The 22,496-nt window shown below is 68.8% G+C and carries 17 protein-coding genes; all 17 read left to right on the top strand.

The window, feature by feature from the left end; translation table 11 throughout:
- Window positions 1-25 precede the first annotated feature (25 nt).
- The 17 genes from ACZ7G1_RS12320 to ACZ7G1_RS12400 all read left to right on the top strand — a co-directional run bounded on the left by ACZ7G1_RS12320 (window position 26) and on the right by ACZ7G1_RS12400 (window position 22,363).
- Complete coding sequence (locus tag ACZ7G1_RS12320) at window positions 26-784, top strand: hypothetical protein (protein WP_470871683.1); 759 nt, start codon at window positions 26-28, stop codon at window positions 782-784.
- A 66-nt stretch (window positions 785-850) separates the two neighbouring features.
- Window positions 851-2,170: a hypothetical protein gene (locus ACZ7G1_RS12325; protein WP_470871681.1), complete on the top strand. Its 1,320-nt coding sequence runs from the start codon at window positions 851-853 to the stop codon at window positions 2,168-2,170.
- A gap of 11 nt (window positions 2,171-2,181) precedes the next feature.
- Window positions 2,182-2,577, top strand: coding sequence for a hypothetical protein (locus ACZ7G1_RS12330; RefSeq protein ID WP_470871679.1), 396 nt, complete (start codon window positions 2,182-2,184; stop codon window positions 2,575-2,577).
- 21 nt (window positions 2,578-2,598) lie between these two features.
- Window positions 2,599-2,796, top strand: a complete 198-nt coding sequence (locus tag ACZ7G1_RS12335) for a hypothetical protein (protein WP_470871677.1) — start codon at window positions 2,599-2,601, stop codon at window positions 2,794-2,796.
- Between the two features lie 22 nt (window positions 2,797-2,818).
- Window positions 2,819-3,022 carry a hypothetical protein gene (locus ACZ7G1_RS12340; protein WP_470871676.1) on the top strand — a complete coding sequence of 68 codons (204 nt, stop codon included), beginning with the start codon at window positions 2,819-2,821 and terminating at the stop codon, window positions 3,020-3,022.
- A complete protein-coding gene (locus ACZ7G1_RS12345; protein WP_470871675.1) occupies window positions 3,019-7,473 on the top strand; it encodes an AHH domain-containing protein in 4,455 nt (1,484 codons plus the stop codon). The genes ACZ7G1_RS12340 and ACZ7G1_RS12345 overlap by 4 nt, the downstream gene beginning before the upstream one ends.
- A gap of 22 nt (window positions 7,474-7,495) precedes the next feature.
- Window positions 7,496-8,005, top strand: coding sequence for a hypothetical protein (locus tag ACZ7G1_RS12350; protein ID WP_470871998.1), 510 nt, complete (start codon window positions 7,496-7,498; stop codon window positions 8,003-8,005).
- Window positions 8,002-8,427, top strand: coding sequence for a hypothetical protein (locus tag ACZ7G1_RS12355; RefSeq protein WP_470871674.1), 426 nt, complete (start codon window positions 8,002-8,004; stop codon window positions 8,425-8,427). Before ACZ7G1_RS12350 ends, ACZ7G1_RS12355 begins: the two co-directional genes overlap by 4 nt.
- Window positions 8,418-10,166 carry a hypothetical protein gene (locus ACZ7G1_RS12360; protein WP_470871672.1) on the top strand — a complete coding sequence of 583 codons (1,749 nt, stop codon included), beginning with the start codon at window positions 8,418-8,420 and terminating at the stop codon, window positions 10,164-10,166. Before ACZ7G1_RS12355 ends, ACZ7G1_RS12360 begins: the two co-directional genes overlap by 10 nt.
- A complete protein-coding gene (locus tag ACZ7G1_RS12365) occupies window positions 10,166-10,540 on the top strand; it encodes a hypothetical protein (protein ID WP_470871670.1) in 375 nt (124 codons plus the stop codon). The genes ACZ7G1_RS12360 and ACZ7G1_RS12365 overlap by 1 nt, the downstream gene beginning before the upstream one ends.
- On the top strand, window positions 10,540-11,211 hold the full coding sequence (locus ACZ7G1_RS12370) for a hypothetical protein (RefSeq protein ID WP_470871669.1): 672 nt from the start codon (window positions 10,540-10,542) through the stop codon (window positions 11,209-11,211). The genes ACZ7G1_RS12365 and ACZ7G1_RS12370 overlap by 1 nt, the downstream gene beginning before the upstream one ends.
- Window positions 11,208-12,539 (top strand): baseplate J/gp47 family protein, encoded by a 1,332-nt coding sequence (locus ACZ7G1_RS12375; protein WP_470871668.1) that lies wholly within the window; start codon window positions 11,208-11,210, stop codon window positions 12,537-12,539. Before ACZ7G1_RS12370 ends, ACZ7G1_RS12375 begins: the two co-directional genes overlap by 4 nt.
- Window positions 12,540-12,670: 131 nt before the next feature.
- The gene (locus tag ACZ7G1_RS12380) at window positions 12,671-16,780 is read left to right on the top strand and encodes a LamG-like jellyroll fold domain-containing protein (RefSeq protein WP_470871667.1); all 4,110 of its coding nucleotides are present in this window, start codon (window positions 12,671-12,673) and stop codon (window positions 16,778-16,780) included.
- Entirely contained in the window at window positions 16,773-17,363 is a 591-nt protein-coding gene (locus ACZ7G1_RS12385; protein WP_470871665.1) for a hypothetical protein, read from the top strand. The genes ACZ7G1_RS12380 and ACZ7G1_RS12385 overlap by 8 nt, the downstream gene beginning before the upstream one ends.
- A gap of 49 nt (window positions 17,364-17,412) precedes the next feature.
- Window positions 17,413-19,518 carry a hypothetical protein gene (locus ACZ7G1_RS12390; protein WP_470871664.1) on the top strand — a complete coding sequence of 702 codons (2,106 nt, stop codon included), beginning with the start codon at window positions 17,413-17,415 and terminating at the stop codon, window positions 19,516-19,518.
- Window positions 19,519-19,773: 255 nt separating this feature from the next.
- Window positions 19,774-20,889, top strand: coding sequence for an ROK family protein (locus ACZ7G1_RS12395; protein ID WP_470871662.1), 1,116 nt, complete (start codon window positions 19,774-19,776; stop codon window positions 20,887-20,889).
- A gap of 523 nt (window positions 20,890-21,412) precedes the next feature.
- On the top strand, window positions 21,413-22,363 hold the full coding sequence (locus ACZ7G1_RS12400) for a TauD/TfdA dioxygenase family protein (protein WP_470871661.1): 951 nt from the start codon (window positions 21,413-21,415) through the stop codon (window positions 22,361-22,363).
- Window positions 22,364-22,496: the final 133 nt, after the last annotated feature.

Genomic DNA, 22,496 nt, shown 5'->3' on the forward strand with positions numbered 1-22,496 from the left:
GCACGCTGGAGAAGGCGACAGAGACATGGCAGCGACGCTTCCCTTCACGGACGGTCTGATGCTCCGGTACCTGACACCGGAGAACGTACAGTCGCTGCTGTCTCCCACCGCCGACCCGGACCGCAATCGCGTGCGGTCACTGCTGCGCTCCGTCTACGACCCGGAGTACCTCGACATCAGGTCGGTGGAATCCGTCCGTGTCGACCACACCGAGTTCCAGACCGCCGTCCACGCCTCGATCGCCGTCCACGGGTCCTGGGACAAGTCGATCCCCACCACCGAACAGGCCCGGGCCACCGTGGAGATCCCCGCGACACCACCGGTCCAGTGGATCGACATGTCACTGGACACCGTGGTCAACGTGAAGGCGGCACACGTGGGCAGCCTCCTCGCTTCCGTGGACGCGGACGCCTGGGAGGCGGCCGAGGGCACCGGAGCAGGACAGGACGAGTTCGAGAGGGACTACCGACTCCAGTACGCCGATCCACCACCCTTCGATCCGACAGCGCCGCCCCGCAGCCTTCCCTTGCGGGTGTCGACGCTCTTCTTCGACCGCCTCGACCTCGTCGACGCGCTGCGCCGGCTCAGCCAGGCCAAGCGGGCGGTCGACGCGGCGAGTCCACAGCCGGAGGTTCACGACGGCGGCGCGAAGCTCGCCTCCAGCGCGTGGCTGGCGGTCTTCCCCGCCATCTCCGCTGACGATCCGTCACAGGCCACCGAGAAATCGGTCGGCGATCTGCTGGCGACCCAGGGATTCGTCGCCGCCTTCGAGACGACCACCTGAAGCCCGGCAGGCACCGGCCAGCGCCCCCTCCCCGACGACGGGCGCACACATGGTGAGGAGCAGTCGATGCCGTTCAACTACATCACTGTCAAAGCGAGCAGTGACCTCTTCACACCCGCCACCAGGTCCTTCGGAGACATCCTCGTCATCGGTAAGGGGGCCATCGGGGGTAAGGCTTCGGCCGCCCGGGACTTCATGTCCCCGGGTAAAGCCGAGGAGGCGTACCCGAGGGGGAAGACGAAGCTGGTGGACAAGGCCGATCCCTCCACCAAGACCGCCGTCACTGACGTGCAGGTCCCCACAGGAACCGAGGTCGCGATCGGGAAGCCCAATGAGGTCGAGGTCCGCACGGTCACGGCGGCGACGAAGGTGACGGCCGGCAAATCGACCTGGACCCTTGACCGAGACCTGGACAAGGGCCATGCGGTAGATGACCCGGTGGTCGGCCTCGGTCTCAGCGACCTGGCGGCGTCCATCTCCCTGGCATTCCGGCAGACGCCGCCCCCGACCCGGGTCTGGGGCATCGAGGTGGCCTTCACCAGTCCCGATTGGGACGACGCGTTGAAGAAGGCCGTGGACGTCCCGGCGCAGATCGTCGTGCTCGCCAACACCCCGCTGACCGAGACGGCGACCGGCGTCACCCACCCGGTGGTAAGTCTGGCAGACCACGTCATCGCAGTCTCCAACAGCGGCGGAGACGGTAGCGAACGCATCGGCGTCGCCATGCTGGACCCGGAGCTGACGCAGGACCAGCAGGTCGGTCTCAACACAGGATCTGTTCACGACAACCGGATGGTCCTGGTCGCCCACAAGTCCGACGACGACGTGGCCGCGGCCGTGGCCGGAGTGATCGCGGGCCACGAACCGCACATCTCCCTCCTGCTCAAACCGATCTCGATCAAGATGACTCAGTTCTTCACGGCGGAAGAGATCCAGAAGTACTACGACAACTCGATCAACTGGGTGGCGAGCCCGGTGCTCCTCCCCGGCCATGGCCTCTACTTGGGCGAGGGGCTCACCGCGAGCCCGAGCGGCAACAAGGCTTACGTAGACATCGTGCGGACACTCGACGACATCAGCTTCCGGGTCAAGGCCGCGCTGATCGAGGCCATCGGCGACGTCCGCATCGACCGCCCGGGTCTGCGCACGGTCGTGACGTTCGTCCAGAGCGTGCTCTCGCCGCTGGTGAACCGTGGCGTGATCGAGAGCTACGCCATCCACATCCCGCTGCTCGTGCTCCTGGAACGTGAGCGCGCCACCCTGAACGCCGACGAGCTCAAAGAGATCAGCAACGCGCGGAGCGGCCGGACCGTCCAGATGGATGTCTCGGTCGTCTACGCGGGCGTGATCCACCAGATCAGCGTCAATCTGGTTCTCAAGGGTTAAGGAGCGATGAGATGCCCGAGGTCAAGTGGGACACCAGGTTGACGGTGATGCTCGGCACCACGGCGGTCACCCCCATCGACTCCTTCAACCCCACGTTCAACAGTCCGGTGCAGCCCCTGCACTCACTGGAGGCGGACAACGTCGCCCATGTCGTCCAGCCCAAGGCGTTCACTTTCTCCATGGCGGTGAAGGCGATCGGCCCGGTGGTCGCCCAGCTCACCGACATGGCTCTGAAGCACGAAAGCTTCAACATCGGCCTTCAGGAGGCCTCCGGAAAGGACTGGACGTTCCAGCAGATCCTGTTCAGCGAGTGCTTCATCACGTCCGCCGCGACCACGGTCCTCGTCGACGGCGTGCCGACCACCACCTTCAACTGTGTCTGCCTGGAAGTCACGACCACCACCTGACCGGAGAGTACGGAGGACGTCATGTCGCACCAGGAGGTCGAGCCACAGGGCGCGATGCCCGAAGTCCTGGGACCGGAGCCGGTCATGGTCTCCGGTCCGGGGGCGGAACTCCACTTCCACTTCCCGATCGAGGTCGTCCTGGCGGGAGACATCGCCGAGGAGACCCGTCGGGACCTCGTCTCGGGAATCTACGAGGCCTTGCACGAGGCCCTCAGCTGACCCGGCGGCCCGGAGGGTTCACATGCCCACCACGATCACCTGCCACTTCCCCATCACCATCACGATCACGGGGACGCCTTCGCCCGCCGGTCTGGAACGCTTGGGCGAGGTGGTCGAGCAAGCCCTGATCGCACGCCTGGCCTTCGCGCGGGCGAAGGTAGCCGCGGTGGGCTTCCCCGAGATCGTCCCGGTCGACGACGCGGACCGTTCGAGGGCGGCGCCGTGATCACACCCGTCGAGGTCACACCGGTCACCGCCGCGGAGACGGCGGCAAACGGCGTGGCGTACCGGCGACTGCATCTGCCGACTTCGGTCCCCGTCACCTGCAAAGGTGAACGGCCCGGATACGAAGCGCAGCTGGCGGCCCTGCTGCTCCGTGCGATCACCCAGGCCATCGAGAAGGACGACCGGAACGCGGGGACCGATACGCATCGGCGGGGATGGCCGACGGCCGCCGACGGGACGGCAACCGGGTCGCCGGTGGCATCGGCTCCCAGTGCTCGAGGGCATCTCACCTTCGCCATGGCCTTGCCCGACACCGACGAGGGAGGTGCAGGTGACGGCAAGGAGAGAGAGGAGAGCACCGGTCAGGGGACGAACGAGTCCGCCCCAGGGGAGAGCCAGAGCCAGGGGGAGAATGCGTCGGCACCTGAGGCGCCGCCGGCGACCACAGCACAGACCTCCGGGACGGCAGTCACCACGGAAAAGACCACAAGCCCCCCGGCCGACGGCAATGCATCCGCTGTTCCCGCCGGCACCGCACCCGGGGCACCCGCCACGGCCACCACACCCGTAGGGGAGCAGTCGACGGACCCGGCCGAGTCCGTGCCGGGCGGACTCGCAGACGTGCGCCGAGCAGCACTGGAGTTGGCGGCAGATCCGGAGACCCGCGTCATCGAAGGACCGAGCCCGGTCGACGGGGCTGCCGTGATGGTCATCGGTGCCACCCAGCTGGTGATGCTGGGCGAGGCGACCCGCTACGCGCGCTCCCGCAGCCTCCTTCACGCTGTCCAGCTCGGCGACTATCTCTTCGGCGCACGCTCCTTCGCCGTCGTGGAGGGGTCTTTCGGCACAGCCGCCAGCTACTTCCTGGCCGTGGCCACCGCACCCACCGTCACCAACGAGACCATCGGACCGCCGGTGGCGAAATGGGAGCTCGAAGGCCAGCAGGTGAACACCTTCACCGGCTTCCGCGTCCTTCCCTTCGTCGCCGCGCGGGACGGTCACCGGTACGCGGTGAACCTCCTGTGGACCAAGGAACGCGGCTGGCTGTGGGGAGACTCGGGCGAAGGCAAACGCTGGATCCGGATGTACAAGTCGGCCCAGGAGTTCTGGCTCTCGGCCGAGGAGCTGAAGGAGCTCACCTTTGCCGAACTGGACCGGCTGGTGGAATCCGGCCTCGGCGGGAACGACGAGGATCTGGAGAAGGCCGCCGCCCAGCTGGGCGAGATGAACGAGAAGGCGTTCGCCCTGGCGGACACGAAGACGAGGGAGAGGTATCTCGAGGTCCTGATCAAGGCGTGGACGTTCGAGGAACACCGGCACGCGATCATCCAGATCATGCTCTCGCTGGAAGGCTGGGCCCAATTGCAGGCGGTCCGGGAGCGGTTGATCCTTGCGGGCCTGTACGAACAGCTCTTCGCCGACATGGGGAGCGATCTCTGGGACCTCCTCATGGTGGTCGGAAAGAAGTTCGGCGGTGGGCAACCCCTCACGGTGCTGGAGCTCATCGAGTTCGTCGCTGAGGCGCTCAACCTGAAGATGCACCAGGACGCCGGGTTCACTCGTGGCGTCGGACAGGAACAGACCGCCGTCATCGGCCTCAAGCAGGCGATAGAGATCGAGGAGGCCATCAGAGCGGCCATGGGATTCGTCGTGGGCATGCTCGAATCCCTGAAGATCATGCTGACACAGCCCGAGAAGATCCTTTCGGCGCTCTGGGGACTCCACGAGCTCACCGTGACCTGCTTCCTGGCCGGGTACGGCCACCCCGAGTCGATCCGTCGTCTGCACGCGGTGATCAAAAAGATCGGAGAGGTCGCCGGTAAGGCCGCCGGCTCGCTCGTCGACGGCTTGCGCGGCGCCATGATCTTCGGAGTCGGCCCACGGGTGCGCATGAGGATCAAGTGGGCCGTGATCATCGAGGCGCTCACCTGGCTCACCGAGATCCAGGCCGTGGTCGAGGGACTGGCCAAGATCGAGAAGATCGTCGCCATCCTGCGTTTCCTCAAGATGCTCAAGGTGTTCGAGGGTGAGCAGATCGCCGCGCGCTTCGTCCGGTTGGCCGAGGCGCTCCACGCGGGCAGTGCCGTACTGAAGGGCATGAAGGACGAGCATGCGGTGGCGGAACTGCTGATGATGCTGCCCGAAGAGGACGGCATCCGTCTCGGCGCCGCACTCCAAGAGGTCGAGATACCCAAGGGCGCCACCCTTGCGGCGCTGATCGAGCACCCCCGGCTGGGCCCCGTACTCACCGAGCTCCAGTCGAAGGCCGAGGTGCTGCGGGTGCTGGGCGCCAAGTCGGGTGGGCTGACACCGGAGCTGGCGCAGACCTTCGCACGGCTGACCGGAAAGGACGGCTTCGACCTCGCCGAAGTCTCCAGAATCGTCGATGCCCTTCAGGACGGCGAGGGCGCTCGGTTCGCGAAGATGCTGGAAGAGATCGGATTCGGCCGGATCGGTGCCCAGGCACAGGTGAAAGCGGAGCTGCTCGCTCTGCTGGCCGGGGACAGCCGGCGCATGGAGGCCGTCCGTCAGTACGGGATCGCCGTGGTGGGCCAGATGCACGCCCGCGCCGCCGGAAAGGCAGAGGCCTTCGACGCCAAGCTCGCGAAACTGGAGAGGGCCCGTGCGAGGTACCTCGCCGAAGGCAAGGCCGTGGAGTTCGGAGAGCTCGTCGACGGGCTCAGCCAAGGCAAGAAGGCGGCCTGGTGGCGGGTGGACAGGCCCCCCAAACCGCCCCGCGTCTTGGCGACTGCCGTCGAACGCGCTCCGGTCAAGCAGCGGATCAAGGAAGTGCGCAAGCGTTTCGGGCGGCGCCCGCGAGTGGACAAGAAGGCGATGGAGAACGCCCTGCGGCAGATCGACCGCATGTCCAAGACCGACCCCGCGAAGGCAATGGAGCACCTGGAGAAGTTCGAGGATCTGGCCAAGGCCCAGCACACGACCGAGGGCCAGGTCGCCGAGGCCATGGCGGAGGCACAGGCACGGACGACCCGCGAGGCAAGGGCGCTGCACCACGAGGTCGATGAGGCACCGGCGCAGGCGCTCAGCGCCCGCGACGAGCTCAAGTCGAAGACGGGGGTGGCCGAATCGCCCTCGGCCGAGTTGAGGCGGTCCATGGAGGGCATCGGCCAGCACGGGCTCCCTGGGAACGTGCCACACCACGAAGCGGCGTCGAGGTCGATCAAAGCCGAAGTGCCCAGGGCCATCCTCGAGGAGGTGGGCATCGACCCTGCTACCAGCCCCCTCAACGGCGTCATGCTGCCTCAGAGCAGCTTGCATCCGGGCACCATTCCCCAGGGCTGGACGCGTCACGAGGTGCTGCATACGGACAACTACTACAAGTGGGTGACGGAGACGCTGGTCGAGGCAAGGAAGGAGGGCGGTCCGGAGGCTGCGTACCGTGCGCTGAACGAGATCAAGGAAAAGCTCCTCAACGGGAAGCACTTCCCGCGTGATGTGGGCGCCCCCCATGAGACTTACCTCCAGTGGTTGGAGAAATACCGTCACAACCTGGAGTGGTTGACCGATGCGGAGCAGCTTGAGCTGATCGAGAGACTGAGGGACGCGCTCCAGCGGAAGCGGGCACCGAGGGTGACCCGGAAGGTGGGTGTGGGCGCGACGGCGGCCGAGTCCGGGCCGAAGCTCCATCCCTCGGAGAAGGCGAAGGCCAAGGCGAAGGCCAAGGCCGAAGTGGCACCGAAGGTGGAGCCCGCCCCGGAGCTGAAGCCCGCAGCCGGGGCCAAGCCCAAGGCCGAGGCCGAGGTAAAGACCACGAGCAAGGGGAAGGCCAAGTCCGAGGCAAAGACGCCGACCAAGTCCAAAACCGAGGGCAAGTCCAAGGCCGAGGCCAAGTCCAAGAGCAAGGTCAAGCGCAAGGCCAAGGCCAAGGCGACGACCGAGGCCGAGGCCAAGGTCACGGCCGAGGCGAAGCCCGAGCCTCAGACCTCACTCAAGTCCGAGCCTCAGACCGCGCCCGAGCACGAGCCTCAGACCGCAACCAAGCCCGAGACTGAAGCCCAGCCCAAGTCGGACAGCGAGGCGCCGGCCAAGTCCGGGGCCGAAGCCGCAGCCAAGCCCGAGCCGGAGGTCACGGCCGATGCCAAGCCCCAGGCGGAGGTCAAGCCGGAGTCCGAGGCCAAGCCCGCGCCCGCCGGGCCCGCGACCCCGACCCCCGAGCCGCAGTCCGTGCCCGAGCCCGATCCGAACGTGCGCTACCGGATCGACATCGAAGACGACCCGGTGGCCGCAGCCGCCGCCGGCGGCCACGTCAGGGTCGACCCCAAGCCGGCCAAGCCGAAACCGCACATCCGCGTCGAGCCGACTCCACCCACCCGCGTCGCTCCTCAGGTTGCCGAGGACGTGCATGGCGAACTGGTGCTCGAGGTCGAGGAGGAGGTGCGGAAGCGGAAAAAGAAGAAGCGCGTGCCCAAGAAGGGAGGCCGGGAGGGATGACCAGGAGAGGTAGGTGTGGACGATGCCGGCCGGTTTCAACGTTCCCGTCCTGATCGGCGCGGTGCCGCTGTTCACGGTCACCAGCCTGACCCTCGGTGAGGGCTATCAGGTGGCGAGGATCGCCGGTAGCCGTCTGACGCAGCTCGTGGCCCCGACGACCCGAACGATCAGTGTGGAGGCCGTACTCGTCGGCAGGACACGGCTGTTGTCGAAGAAGGGCCTGGAGACCATGGCGCTCACCTCGCGTTTTCTCGCGGGTTCCACGGCGCCCTTGATGAAGCTGGCCGGGCTGCCCGTCGTCTGCGGGATGACCGTGAGCCTCGACATGCAGATCACCAGCCTGCGCTTCACCCAGTCCAACCAGAAGCGGGACGCCGTGGACGTCACCATCAGCCTCGAGCAGGTCCCTCGCTCCAGCCTGATGGCCATACTCGGGGAGGCCATGGACCTCGCGCTGGCCGTCGGTACCGTCGCGATCCCCACCGTGAGCAAGACGCGTGGACCGGTTCGTCAACTGGCAGGTGGACTGTGACCGCCGAACTGCTCTTCCAGCGACTCCCGATCGAGCCCGACGCGGGGCTTCCGCAGGTCTTCCGGTGCCTGGTCGGCGAGACCACTTACGACTTCGCCTTGTATGCCAACTTCGAAGGTGGCGCGGACGACCCTCCCGAGACGCTGTACGACCTCGCGGCGTTCAGCCGCACACCTCAGCCGAGGAACCCCGACCTACAGCCCGTACCTCCGGGCCACCTTGTGCTCAGGGTGGCGGGCCCCGGCCCCGACGGACCACGCGTCCTGCTCCTGCGCAAGCTGGTTCCCGAGCCGGATCTCGTCCACGAGGCGGGCCCGCTGGCCATCAGGCTCGTAGAGGCGACCGTGGCTCGGGGCAACCTCAATGGACTGGGCCACTACGGCTCCCGGATCGTGATCGGGGTGGCACAGCGATGGGAGTGATCCTCTGGTACCAGCTCGAGTTCCCGAAACTGCAGCAGAAGATCTCCAACGACGTCCTCAGCGGGTCGGTGCTTGCCGAGGCCGAGATCGTGGTCAAGTACGGGATCGGTGAACCGGGATCGTTCGAGATCACCTTCGACGACCTGCCGCTCTCCGTCCATGAGGCGCTGACGGACGCGCTCGCGAAGGCCCCGGCGCCCGACGGCGGAGTCAAGGTCGTCATTCGCCTCGGGTATCTGGACGATCCCTCCGGCCGGGAAGAGGTCCTGTCGGGCAGGGTCGACGGGATCAAGTCCGCAACCCGCTTCCCTCCGCTCGGCATCCGCCTCACGGGCTTCGAGGAGGCTGCGTACCGGTTGCTCAACCACACCGACCCGGACAGCATGCCCCCGAGCTCCTCCCTCTCGGAGAAGGAGACGACGCCCTACGACGCGGCGAAAAAGATCACCGAGCGCGCCAAGGTCAAGCTGGTGGGCCCTGACGAATCCGACGCCCCCAAGCGCCCGATCAACCGGTCAGGCAAGAACTCCTTTGCGCTCCTCAAGGGCATGGCCTCCGACTTCGCACGCGAGATCCTCGTCCAGGACGGCTCGGTCCAGTGCGGCGAGACCCTCAGCCATCCGCCCAGCGAGAGCAGGTTCCCCTTCATCCCCCCGGATGTGGTGCTCGCGGCCGCGATGCTCTCCGAGGACTGTCTCGTCGAGTACAAGTCGCTGACCGTGGCCCGGCTCGCCGAGTTCAAACCCTCCCAGCTGGAGGCGGTCGGCAAGCAGCCGGACGTGGTCACGGACAAGCCGGACCCGGAGAAGGTGGAGCTCTTCGACTTCACGGTGCTCGGCGTCCCCTCACTGCGGGCCGGCCAGATGGTGGCGGCCGGAGTGGAGGGCTACCAGAAGGCGCTCATGAACTTCCGCGTCCTTCAGTTGACCCACACCTTCTCGCCGAAGAACGGGTACACCTGCACCGGCCGCGCCGTGGAGTACAGCGGCGTGGGCGGTAACCACCGGCGCAGCGAGCTGGCGCGCAAGGCGACTCCGCATTCGATCGCCGAATTGATCGCCGGCAAGGCACAGGAGCGGGCAGCTGCCACCCCCTCCGTCGACGTCGGCCAGATCGACAGGGCGAATCCGGAGAAGCGGGTGGCGAGTGTGACGGTGGGACAGGTGTCCGACTATGCCAAGGCTTCGCCCAGCGTGGACCTACCCGTCACCGGAGAGAAGGGAGAACGGCACGACAGGCCCGTCGTGTCACCGTTCGCCTGGCACAACGTCGGTCTTTCGGTCCCGGTGTACCCGGGCATGCGTGCCCTCCTCAACCAGGTCAGGGACGACCCCGACGACGCCGTGGTGACCGGTTTCGTGTGGGCCAACGATCCGGAGATGGAACGTCCCAAATCGCATGAAGGCGACTGGTGGCTCTGTCTGCCCACCGATCTCAGCATCGGCGACGCTCCCAAGCCGACCGGCAAGACAGCCAACGACCTCATCAGCGCGCAGGGGCTCAGGGTCGTGGAGGCGATCGGGCTGAAGATCGCGATCGGGAAGGACGCCTGCTCGAAGATCGGCAAGCGCCCGACCGAAGGGGACGCCGGAGTCTTCCTGATCACCCACGCCTCGGGGACCACGGTAGAGATCGACTCCGACGGCAACGTCACCGTGGACGCGAAAAAACAGAACGTAGTGCTCAAATCCGAGGGCGTGACCCTCACGATCGGTCAGAGAAAGGTGGCGATCAGCTGATGTCCCTCGTACTCGTCCAAGGCGCGATCATCCAATGCACCCACCAGGGCAGACTGAAGCTCGCTGTGGGCGACCCCCGGGTCACCGTCAAGGGCAAGGGAGTCGTCCTCGCGGGAAAGGAGACCGGCCTGGTGTTCGGCTCGGCGACGACTCCCGTGCCGGGCATGATCTCTCCCTGCGCCGCGACCACTCCCGCCGGGGTGCCCCAACCCTGTGCCATCACACCGGCGACCCCCGACGGCTGGTCGAAGAAGCTGACGGTCGGCGGTAGCCCGGTCCTGCTGGCCACGGCGTCCGGGGTCACCGCAAGCGGACAGGGACCCGGACAGTGGAAAGTGTCCGACCCCGGCCAGGCAGTGCTGGAGAGCGTCTGATGACCCAGAACGAGCCGCTGGAACCTCCCGCCGCCGGTGGCGAAGCCGGTCTCCTGCCCGGAGACCGGCCCGGAGGACAGACCAGTGATTCCCTCAGGGCCGGTCCCTCGCCTCCCGTCCCGTCCCTCGCGACCGCCTTCCGGGTCTCGTCGGCCGGATCCGAACTGGCCGCCGGTGCGATGCGCCTGTACGCCTCCGGCTCCGCCCAGTCCGAAGGTGCCCCCAGCCTCGGTCGCAGCCTCGCCCTCGACGAGGGAGACCTCGTCCTCGACGGACGCTCCCACGACCTCGCCCTCGTCGTCGGCGCCGATGCCCTGGGCCAGGCGCTGGAGCTGGGCGTCGCCACCCAGACGGGCACCGACCGGCTCAACACCCGGTTCGGCTTCGACCGACTGGCCATGGCCACGTACGCCGAAGACCTGCCCACCCGCAAGCAGTTCCTCACCATGGAACTGGTCCGCTGTCTCAGTTCGGACCTCCGGGTCACCGACGTGCGAGAGGTGTTCTTCGACGACGATCCGCGCTATCTGGAACTGCTGCCCGGACTCGACACCGAGGCCCACCGCCGGGAAGTCGCCGCCGCGCACGCGGCACGGGTCTACGCGGTCTACGCGATCGTCGACACCGTCGCGAACACCACAGTCACCCTCCGAGCAAGGGGGACCCCATGACCTCCGAGGAACGGTTCGGCGTCGCCGAGGACGGGTTCGTCGTCAAGGGCATCGACCGGATCATCGCCGACCAGCAGACCCGCGCCCGAGCCATGTTCGGCGACGACGTCGACCTCACATCGGGCAGCGCCCTGCGCAAGGTTCTGGACGCCGCGGCCCTCGACACCCACGAACTGTGGCGCGCCCTCGAATCCCAGTACTACGGCACCTTCATCACCACGGCCCAAGGTCCCAGTCTCGACCTGCTCGGCTGCGACCTGGGCCTGCGCCGCCGCGAACTGCGGGCGCACGGCCCCGTCTTCCTCACGATCACGATCCCGGATGAGCAAGCCGACCGGCGCTACGCCGTTCCGCAGGGCACGGTCATCGTGACCGAGCCCGCCGTCGGCAGACCCGTCCTGGCCTTCCGGAGCACACGGGCCGTCTTCCTCTCCGCGGAGGAGAAGAGCGCCACCGTAGAGCTCCAGGCCGTCGCGCGCGGTGCCGACGGGAACATCTCCGGCGGCACCAAGCTGCAACTCGACCCCGAATGGGCCCGGCGCAACCTCAACCTGGGGGCCGCCGAAATCGAGGCCGTCGCTCAAGAGAGCTTCCACGACGGTGACGTGGGTGAATCCGACGCCGTCTACCGGGCCCGCCTGCTCGGCGTCCCCCGTACCGTATGGACCCAGGAAGCACTGCTCGCCCAGATACTCGACGTGAACGGCGTGCGGGACGCGGCGATCTTCGACCCGCTCGGCGGCGTCGAGGCCACCCGTCGTACCTTCGGGACTTTCCGCTACGGCAGTCGCTCCTTCTCCCGGGAGCGCCAGACCGGCTCCCCCTACTTCTTCGACATCGTCGTCGCCGCCGAGCCCGGCTGGCCGTGGCGCAACGGCGAGGCACTCATCCCAGGTGTGTACGACGAGGTGCTCGACGTCGTTCGGCAGTGGCGGCCGGTGTCGGTCTTCCCCGACATCCTCGCGGCCAACCAGGTCGACGTCGGCATACGCGCCACCCTCGTCATCGAGGCGGGCCACGACGGGGAAGCCGTCAAAGGCGCGATCGTCGACGCCGTACGGGCCTCGGTCAACCGGCTCCGGCTCGGACACGGCGTCCTCCACTCCGACATCGTCCTCAGCGCCCGCACCGCCGCCGGCGTGGTGGACGTACAGAACCTGCGGCTGCGCCGCTTCGCCCCCGCCTTCGGACAGATCCACTACGGCGGAGGTGCCTACGGCGGATCCCAGGAACTGTCCGTGGGCGAGAACCTGGAACTCGCAACCGACGAGATCGCACGTTTCTCCGTGGACACCTCCATGGCCGACCTCCAGGTCGTGGTCACATGAGCACGACACGGCCCTGCCGACTGCCCCGCTTCCGCGATCCGCTACCGGGCGGCGCCCTCGCCGTCATGCGGGAGGCCCTCCCCGCTCCGTACGACCGGGGGATGGAACGCATGACTGTTCCACTCGCTCCCGTGCCCGGCAGCGTAAAGGTCAACGTCCCCTTGTACGACTTCGACCGCTACGAGCGTCTCTACGGCAAGCCACCTGACTCCCCCCGCTACCTGCTCGCCCCCCGACAGGACGTCACACAGCCCCTCACCGTCCGGGTCTCCTTCACCCGCGCCAAGGGAATGGACCAGGAGCAAGTGGACGTACGCATCCCCGCCGGCCACCCGGCCGGGCGCGCCGTGACCGTGCCGATCCCCGGCCGCGCGGACGAGATCACCGACGGGCTGCGGATCGTCGCCCTCCATCCGGCCGCTCCCACCCGCACCTTCGGGACCGTCACCTGGGAACTCACCGCGCTACTCGGGAACCTCGCCAAACTGCTCTGGATCATGGGCGCCGAACACGAACTCGTCGCCGCACACTTCCAGGACGTGAGGGAACAGCGCAACACCGAGACCGCTCACGGCGTCAGCCTCGACCTCCTCGGCCTCGACCTGGGCGCACCCCGCTTCCCGCCCCGGCCCCACACGGTCGACGACGCCACGATCGCGCTGTTCCACCTCGACGACCTCCCAGCGCTCGACCAGGACGGAATCCCGGACACTGCGGTGCAGGTGACCACCGTCGTGGATGCCGCCGCGCCCACTCGGCCGGGGGAGAACAACGGTGCTCGCAGCGGCAGGACCGGGCGTTTCGCGCGGGCCTTCGGCTTCGGCCCGGACGAGAGCTTCATCAGCGTCGACAGTTCCGCCGACTTCGCTCTCCCGGCCACCGCGGCCTTCACCGTCGAAGCGGTCGTGCGACCCGACCGCGTGACCGCCCCCGGGGCAGTCGTCGCCAAGCGAAAGAAGCTCAACACCCTTGAGCACAAGGGCTGGGCCCTGACCGTGGGCACCTTCCACGGCGTCGACCGCAACCTCCGCTTCTCCCTCTCCGACGGCAGCACGGCGGTGGACCTGTTCGCCGACCGCGACCTCGGCGACGGCGCCTTCCACCACATCGCCGGCGTCCTCGCCCGTGACGACGACACCTCCACGGTCCTGCTCCACGTCGACGGGAAGGTAGTGGCCCGCCGGGTCACCGACGCATCCCTCGGCGCGCTGACGAGCAACGCCAAGCTCGTGATCGGCCGGGGAACGGAGGCCCGGGGAAACGAGGACATCGCCGCGCAGTACACAGGTCTGATCGAAGAGGTACGGATCTCCAGCGTCGCCCGCGACTCCTTCGACCCCGTCACCGGAGAGGCCGACCGGCAGTACCGTCGCAGGCTCCAGATCTTCCACAGTTGGCTCCTGCCCACCCCCGACCGGCTCCAGGCCGCGGTGAACACGGCAGCCGGAGCGATCACCATCGCCCCAGGAGACGACGAGCCCTTCGTGGTCCGGGAACAGAGCAAGACCCTGGCCACGGGTGGACTGCCCCTGCGTGTCCTCCCGACCGTGCTCCCGGTGAGCCAGTCCGTCACGGCCGACGGCGAGTTCGGCACGCCCGAGGAGACCGCCGTCGGCACCGCCACCCGCGACGAACCCGACTTCGACCCCGCCTGGCTGATAACTCGGCCGGCAGAGCCCGGCGTGACGTTCGCGGACGACGGCGACAGCCATCGGATGCAACTCGGCGTCGACCAAGCACTGGACGCCCTCCTCGTCCGCCTGGCGGCCCTTGACCGCCCCGTGGGCGCGGCACTGCACGTGCTCAAGGCGTACGACGCCGCCTCCACCCGCCTGCACAGAGTCGGGCGCGCCATCCTGCTCACCCACACACCCGACATCGCCCCGGAACGGCTCGGCGCGCTCGCCCACGCCGCCGGCTTCGGCTGGGTCCAGCACACGGGGGACGGCCACATCTACGCCGCCCAACCGCGCGGCGAGGTCTTCCGCATCACCGCGGCCACCACGGGCGACACCCCCGGTCTGCCGGACGTCACGGAAGGCGGCACACTCGTCCTCGGCATCGAGCCGGACCCCTCCCCGTTCAGCGACGCGCGGGTCCGATGGTCGATCCTCCGCTCGGGAGCCGGCGACGCCGCCTTCCCACCTCGCGAGCCCGGCGCCCTGCGCGCTCGCACCGCCGGCGACGTCTCCGTCCGGGTCGAGGTCGTTCGGCGCGGTCACGTCGGTAGCGGCACGCGCCGAATCCGTATCGGCCTGGCCGACGACTCCCTCGGGGCAGGACAAAGCATCAGCGGTGCCGGTCGCATCGGTGCCGACGAAGTCACAGCGGCGGGCCCGCCCACCGACGACTTCGCGCCGGGCGCGCTGCGCGTACGCACCGACGACCTCAGCGGGCCACCGCGTCTCGTCGACTACGGAACCGAGCCCGGGAACCGCCTGATGCAAGGTGTCGCAGCCGATGCCCTCGACCGGCTCCTCGACCTGCTCGCAGGCACCCCCGAGAAGCTCGTCGTGCTCTCGGCGTACACCCCGAGGACCGAGGGCTCCCCACCCCCGACAGACCCCGACGTGGCACTCCACGCCCAAGGTCGCGCCCTACGTCTCCGACACCCTTCGCTGACCGCATCGGCCCTCGCGGCGCGGGCCTTCGCAGCTGGCTTCGCCCACATCAGGGTCGACCGTCCCCCGGCCTCCGATCCGAACGGACCTCAGACGGTGCGGGTCGCCGTCACGTCCGGGGAGCAACTCACCGTGACCGTCCCCGGCAACGACGCCGCCGGGAAATCCGCCCCGCTGGAGGTCGACGCCGAGCAGTCCGTCCTGGTGAGGGTCACCCCGGCCGCCGAACCCGCAGAGGCCTGCTTCGCCGCGGACGGCTCACGGGTCTTCCTCTCCGAGCCGGGCACACACCGGATCACCTCCTTCGAGCTCACTGCGATCCCCGGGCGCCCCGCCCCCCGGTTCCGACAGAGCGCCTCGCATCGGGTCGCTCCCTTCCCCAAAGCCCTCGCATTCGGCGGAGGACACCTCTTCGTGGCCCACGAACAACTCGGCCACATCGCGGTCCTCGACCCGGAGAAGCTGACCCAGGTCACCACACCGCCCGAGATCGCCTGCCCTCTGCCGAGATCGCTGGCGACGGACTCCGACCGGCTCTACGTCGCCTGCGGCGACAAGACCCTGCGGGCCTTCTCCCTGACGACAGGGGCGCCCGCAGGCTCCCTGGAACTGCCCGCCGCGCCACGGTCCCTCGTGGTCGCCGCCGGCAGTCCCTCCCTCTTCGCCGTCCTGGACGACGGCCGCTGGTGCCGGGTGGAGCGCGCGGGGCTGGTCCTGCGCGAGAAGGCCGACACCCGTGATCCGAACGCCGGCTCCGTCGCGGTCACGAGGGACGGGAAGAAGCTGTACGTGATCTGCCCCGGCGGTGGCTCGGACGGAACCGGAACGGTCCAGGTCTACCGCCCGCCGGACGTGGCTCTGAAGGCCGAGATCCGTGGATTCCCCACCGGCGCCGCGCCGGCCGCGCTGAGCCTCAGCGATGACGGGCAGCTGCTGTACGTGGCGACGGAGGGTTCGCCCTCGGCGGTCGGACGGGTGCACCTCATCGACGTCGCCACCGACGCCCGCCTGCCGCAGGTGTTCAACCCGGGCCGAGGCGGTACGGCTCTCGCCACGAGTCCCCCCGGCACCCCGTACCCGCCCTGCCTCGTCATGGCTCCGCGCCACGGCGGCACCGTGCTCCTCGCCGACCCCGCGCCGCTTCGCGAACCCCAGCCCGGTCCGCCACGCCTCGACACCGAACTTCCGCTCGGCACCGGCCTGGGCGAGGTCCTCGTTTGGTCCTCCACCCCGAACGGCCAGGGCGCCGCCGCCCCTACGACGCCCGACGCCCCGGTGTGCGCGCTCGTCGGCCGCACGCCCGGCCGGGTCAGGATCCGGGCGGCCTATCTCCCCACCGAGGGTCTGCGGCCCTACCAGTGCGAGGTCAGGCTCAAACCCGCACTGGACTCGAACCCCGACGCCACCATCACCAAGGAGCAGTACGACCTGATCCTCAACGTCCTCAACTGGTTCCACCCCCTCGGCGTCGAATGCCGCACCGAACGCCTCCGCGTGCTGGCCCGTCTCGACCCGGAAGAGACCGAACTGCCCCGCCTCTACACCTTCCCGACCTACCACGTCACGGACCCCTTCTCGTCCCCCTTCATCCGGCTACTGAAGGACGGCCGTCATGATTGACCGCTACAAGCCCCAGTTCACCCACAAGGACTGGATCGACAACCAGGACCGAGTCCAGGCAGGTGGCGAGGACGGCCTCAACAACCGCTTCCACCGGCTCGAGGCCGAATTCGCGGGCCTCGCGGACAACCAGATCAATCCGATCCTCGACGTGCTGGGCACACCGACGAGACACCTCACGCTCGTGCCTGTCCTTGTCCGCTACACCGTGTCCGATGCGGCCAAGCCGGGTTGGGCACAGGCGATCGACATGGCGGAGCTACCGAACAACGTCAGCGAAGCGCACGGCTTCATGAACGTCGTGCTCCCGGACGGCTCTCGCATCAATTCGTTGCGCGTGACCGGACAGAACAACTCCAGCACGGGCACGCTGACGGTGGCTCTGAAGGGCCGCAGGATCGACAACAGCGGGGGAGACCCCGACGTTCTCGTCAGTACGACCGTGCTGGACGTCACCGTCACTCCGCCGGCGCAGGCGGACATCACGAATGAGACGCACCGCTACTTCCTGACTGCCGACTTGGACGACGCGGAACAGAACTCAACGGTGCAGATCTTCTGTATCCAAGTCACCTATCAGTGACTCTACGGAGCGTTCATCGGCCTCCGGCGCATCGACAGAGGAGACGATCATGTCACCTGACCCTCCCATCAAGGGGTCTGAAAGCCCCGCCGGGGTCGCCCTGGAGGGACGCAAGTACGGCCTGTGGGGTGAGAGCGGGGGTGGAAGCGGCGTCTTCGGCACCAGTTCGAAAACGGGTACCGATGAGAAGCCGATCGGTGGGGTGCTCGGCATCCACGCGCAGATCCATGGTGTCGGGGTCGCGGGTGTGTCGACCGACGGTGGTGGCGGCACGGGTGTTCTCGGCGTCAACAAACTAGGGGACGGGATCGGCGTGTCGGGTCGGAACATGGTGGCCGGTCCAGGCGTGCGGGGCACGGCGGTCCTGGGCTCGGGCGTGGAAGGCTCGAGTGTCGAAGGGACCGGGGTGACCGGCACCGGTGGGCCCGGGCAACCGGGTGTCGCCGGTACCGGCACGGACGGCCCCGGCGTCCAGGGCAAGAGCACGACCGGCTCCGGTGTCTACGGCACGACTGACGGGTCGGAACCAGGTGTTCTCGGATCATCGGCCGAAGGCCCCGGGGTGAAGGGCAAGAGCACCAACGGCCCGGGCGTATCCGGCGAGGGGGCGGGATCCGCCCCGGGCGTCACGGGCTCCGGCGTCACAGGCCCCGGCGTCGAGGGGACCAGCAAGAAAGGTGCTGGGGTCACCGGTACGGGTGGCGAGACGGGCGCGGGCGTCGTCGGCAATGCCACAGCCGGGCCGGGGCTCTCCGGTACGAGTACGGGTGGTCCGGGAGTCTTTGCCCAGGGCGGCGGCACGTCGCCGGGTGTGGAGGCAAAGGCTTCGGCTGGAGCGGGAGTGTCCGCCTCCAGCACCGACGGTCCCGGCGTATCGGGCAGCAGTACGAAGGGGGACGGCGTCAAGGGTGAAGGGGGACTCCAGGGGGCGGGCGTCTTCGGGCACGCAAGCGCCGGCCCGGGCGTCTCGGGTTCGAGCAACGCGGGTGTCGGCCTCAAAGGCACGGGCGGCGGGACCTCGGCCGGCGTCGAGGGCATCGGTTCGTCCGGCGCGGGTGTGACCGGTACGAGTACCAACGGTGTCGGAGTCTCCGGCAGTAGTACACAGGGAATCGGCGTGACAGGAAAGGGTGGAGGCAGCAGCGCCGGTGTGGAGGGAACCGGCGCCTCGGGGCCGGGGGTGTCCGGCACCAGCTCCCAAGGCGTCGGTGTATCGGGGACCGGCGGCGGGGGCTCTCCCGGAGTCCTCGGCACGGGTGGCGGGGGTGCCGGGCTCAAAGGTGTCAGCACCAGCGGATCAGGTGTCCTCGCTGAAAGCACCAGCGGCGCGGGGCTGTCCGCTTCGAGCAAGAAGGGCACGGGTGTCACGGCCACGAGCAGTGAGGGCGTCGGGGTGTCCGGCACGAGTGGCGGCGAGAATCCCGGTGTCCAGGGAACCGGGGGCGCCGGCCCCGGTCTGTCCGGGTCGAGTACGGAGAACGTGGGCGTGTTCGGCAAGGGGGGCAGTGGGAAAGCCGGGGTCAAAGGGGAGGTCACCTTCGGTCCGGGTGTCTTCGGCAAGAGCCTCCAGGGCTACGGAGTCCAGGGTGAAGGCGCGATCGGCGTGTACGCGAAGGGGACGTCGCAGGCCGCCTATCTGGACGGCGACGTCGTGATCACCGGGACTGTGTCCGAAGGCGCGAGCCTCATGCGGATCGACCACCCGGTCGAGCCCGACGAGCGATTCCTGGTCCACGCGGCGGTCGAGTCCTCGGAGCTGAAGAACGTCTACGACGGCTCAGCGGTTCTCGACGGGGACGGTTGTGCCACGGTCGAACTGCCGGAATGGTTCGAGTCGTTGAACGAGTCGTTCCGTTACCAGCTCACCGCCGTCGGGGCCCCGGCCCCTGACCTGCACGTCAGCCGCCCTCTCTCGGACCACACCTTCGAGATAGCGGGCGGAAGGGCGGGGCTGGACGTCTGCTGGCAGATCACCGGAGTGCGCTGCGACAACTGGGCGAAGGCCAACCCGCTGATCGCCGAGCGGAGCAAGTCGCGCGAGGAGAAGGGTCTCTTGCTGCATCCCGCGGTGAACGGCCGTCCGGCGGACCACTCCCTCTCCGAACTCGTCACCCGTGCCACCGGTCCGAACGCGGTGACCAAGCGGAAGGAATGAGGCACGACCGGCGGCGGCCGCTTCGCAGAACCGTCATTGGCCCGTAACGCCCGATCGTTGACCCGGATCCATGGCCCTTGCGAGCATCGGGGCATGAGGTTGTCGACCTGTCCCCAGCACCGGTAGCCCCTCGGATTCGGGGGTCGCCGTGCTGCCGTGTGACCGACCCCGGATTGAGGACCATGGATGAGACCAGCGCTTATCGTGACGCCGGGCGGGAGAGCCGCCGCTGACCATTCCGATGGGGCGACCGCCGTGCTGCGGGCCGTGCTGCGGGAGGGGCCGCTGGCGCGGACGGCGATCATCAGGGAGACGGGGCTCAGTGCGGCGGCCGTGTCGCGGCACGCGGCGGAGCTGCTGGCGATGGGGCTGGTGTGGGAGCCGCCCGAGCCTGCGCGGCGGCCTCGGCCGGGACGTCCGCGCATTCCGCTGGACATCGAGACCTCGCATCATGTGGCGGTGGGCGTGCACATCGCGGTGCCGCGGCTGACGTTCTCGCTGACCGATCTGCGCGGCGGGGTCATCGCGCAGGAGAGGGTGCCGAGGCAGGCGCAGCACGGGGCGGTGCTTCACGATGTCGTCCGTCGGCTGCCCGGCTTTCTGCGCCGGCATGCCGGTGGGCGCTCCGTGCTCGGACTGGGGGTGGTCACGGGCGGATGGGTCGACCCGGACGCCGGTGTCCTGGTCGAGAACTCCGCGCTCGGCTGGCGTGACATTCCGCTGCGGCGCATGCTGCAGCGGGCGGTGGGGCTGCCGGTTCACGTGGAAGGCCACGCGCGGGCTTTGGCTCAGGCCGAGCTGCTGTTCGGCGCGGTCCGTGGCGGCGACCTGGTGCACTTGTTCGTGGGCAACGCGGTGGACGCGGCGATCGCCACCGGGGGCGTCCTGTTGCAGGGCCGCCAGTACGGTGCCGGAGGCGTCGCCCACCTGCCCGTGCCCGGGTCGACGGAGCGCTGCCCGTGTGGTCGTACGGGCTGCCTGCAGGCCACCGTCTCCGACCGGGCCGTCGCGCAGCGCGCTGTCGCGGCGGGGGTCATTCCGCACCCCGACCTGCAACTGCTCGTAGGTGCCGCTCGGGCCGGTGACGCCCGTGCGATGGACCTGTGCCGCGCCCGGCTGCGGCTCATCGCGCACGCGGTGCAGCCGCTGCTGGACCTGATCAGCCCGGATGCCCTGGTGCTGACCGAGTCCGCCACCCTTCATCTCCCGGAGTTGCTCGGTGAGTTGATCCGCGAGCTGGGCGGCGACGGTGATCAGGTGCGTACCGGTTCCTTCGGTACGGACACGCTCGCGGTGGCCGCGACCGCGCCGGTTCTCGCGGCCGTCTACCAGGACCCGCTGGGGCTGCGCACGGTCGGAAGCGCCCGATGACGGCGAGCGGGCGAGCGGGGTTTCTTCCATACCGCCACAAAACATTGCTCGTACCGGGGCCGTGGCCGCAGACTCCTCCCATGGACGCACAGCAGAGGGCCACGATCAGGGCAGCCGCAGGCCGGCACCCCGTGAACGCCTTCCGCGCGCACCACTTCGCCGGACTGGGCTGTCGCGCCCGCTGACCGGCGTACCGCCGACGCGCCCCCGCGCGTCCGCGCCGCGGCGTCGACCGCCGCGCACTTCTTCCCCCGGACTCCCGTCCGGCACCGGATCGATCTCCGACCCGGTGTCTTCCACACCTGGGAGTACGCGCCCGCCAGGTGATTCCGCGCGCCCTGACGCCCTGACGCCCTGACGCCCTGACGCCGTGACGCTCTGACGCCGTGACGCTCTGACGCCGTGACGCTCTGACGTCAGCACGTCAGCACGTCAGCACGTCAGCACGTCAGCACGTCAGCACGGCAGCGCGTCAGCGCGACAGCACGGCGCTCTCCTCGACATGCCCGAAAGGACACCGCCCATGAGTACGCTCTCCGTCCGCCCCGTCGCCGGTCACATCGGCGCCGACATCGACGGTGTGGACCTCGCCCAGCCGCTGGCCACCGAGACCGTCGAAGGGATCAGGCAGGCCCTCCACCGCCACAAGGTCGTCTTCTTCCGGGGGCAGCGGCTCGACCACTCCTCCCAGATCGCGTTCGCCCGACACTTCGGCGAGCTCACCTACGCCCACCCGCACGACGACGCCCCGCCGGAGGACCACCCGGAGATCTTCACCATCGATCCGCGCCGCTTCGAGCAGCGCTACGGGAAGAACTTCCGGGACGAGTACCGCAAGCGCCAGTACAGCTACTTCGACGGCTGGCACACCGACGTGACCGCGGCGGTGAATCCGCCCGCCGGTTCCATCCTGCGTGCCGAGACCGTCCCGGAGGTCGGTGGCGACACGCAGTGGACCAACCTCGTCGCCGCGTACGAGGGGCTTTCCGCCCCGGTGCGGGCGTTCGTGGACACGCTTCGTGCCGAGCACCGGTACGGCGGCAGCCGGCCGGTGGGCGAGGACAGTGAGTACGCCCGCCGTGTCAACGACAACCTGCTCGTGTCCGTGCACCCGGTGGTCCGGGTGCACCCGGAGACCGGGGAGCGCGCGCTGTTCGTCAACCCCGGTTTCACCAGCCACATCGTCGGCGTCACCGCGGGCGAGAGCAAGCGGATCCTGGATCTGCTGTACGCCGAGATCACCCGGCCCGAGTACACGGTGCGCTTCCGCTGGGAGCCCGGGCACGTGGCGTTCTGGGACAACCGGGCCACCGCGCACCTCGCTCCGCGCGATCTGGAACACCTCGACGTCGAGCGTCGGCTGCACCGGGTCACGCTGATCGGCGACGTCCCCGTCGGACCGGACGGGCGCGAGTCCGAGCTTGTCGCCGGCCGCCCCTTCACCGCCGACCACCGGGTCGCCGTCGCCTCCTGACACCGCCGAATACAGGCCGCCGGCGCCCCCTGTGGATTCCCCGTCACACGGCGTCGGCGGCAACCCATCCAGACCGCGCATCCGTCAGTGCGCCGAACAAGCAAAGGGCCCCCGGTACCGCCATGTCCACATT

This window comes from Streptomyces sp. NPDC037273 (assembly GCF_055603625.1).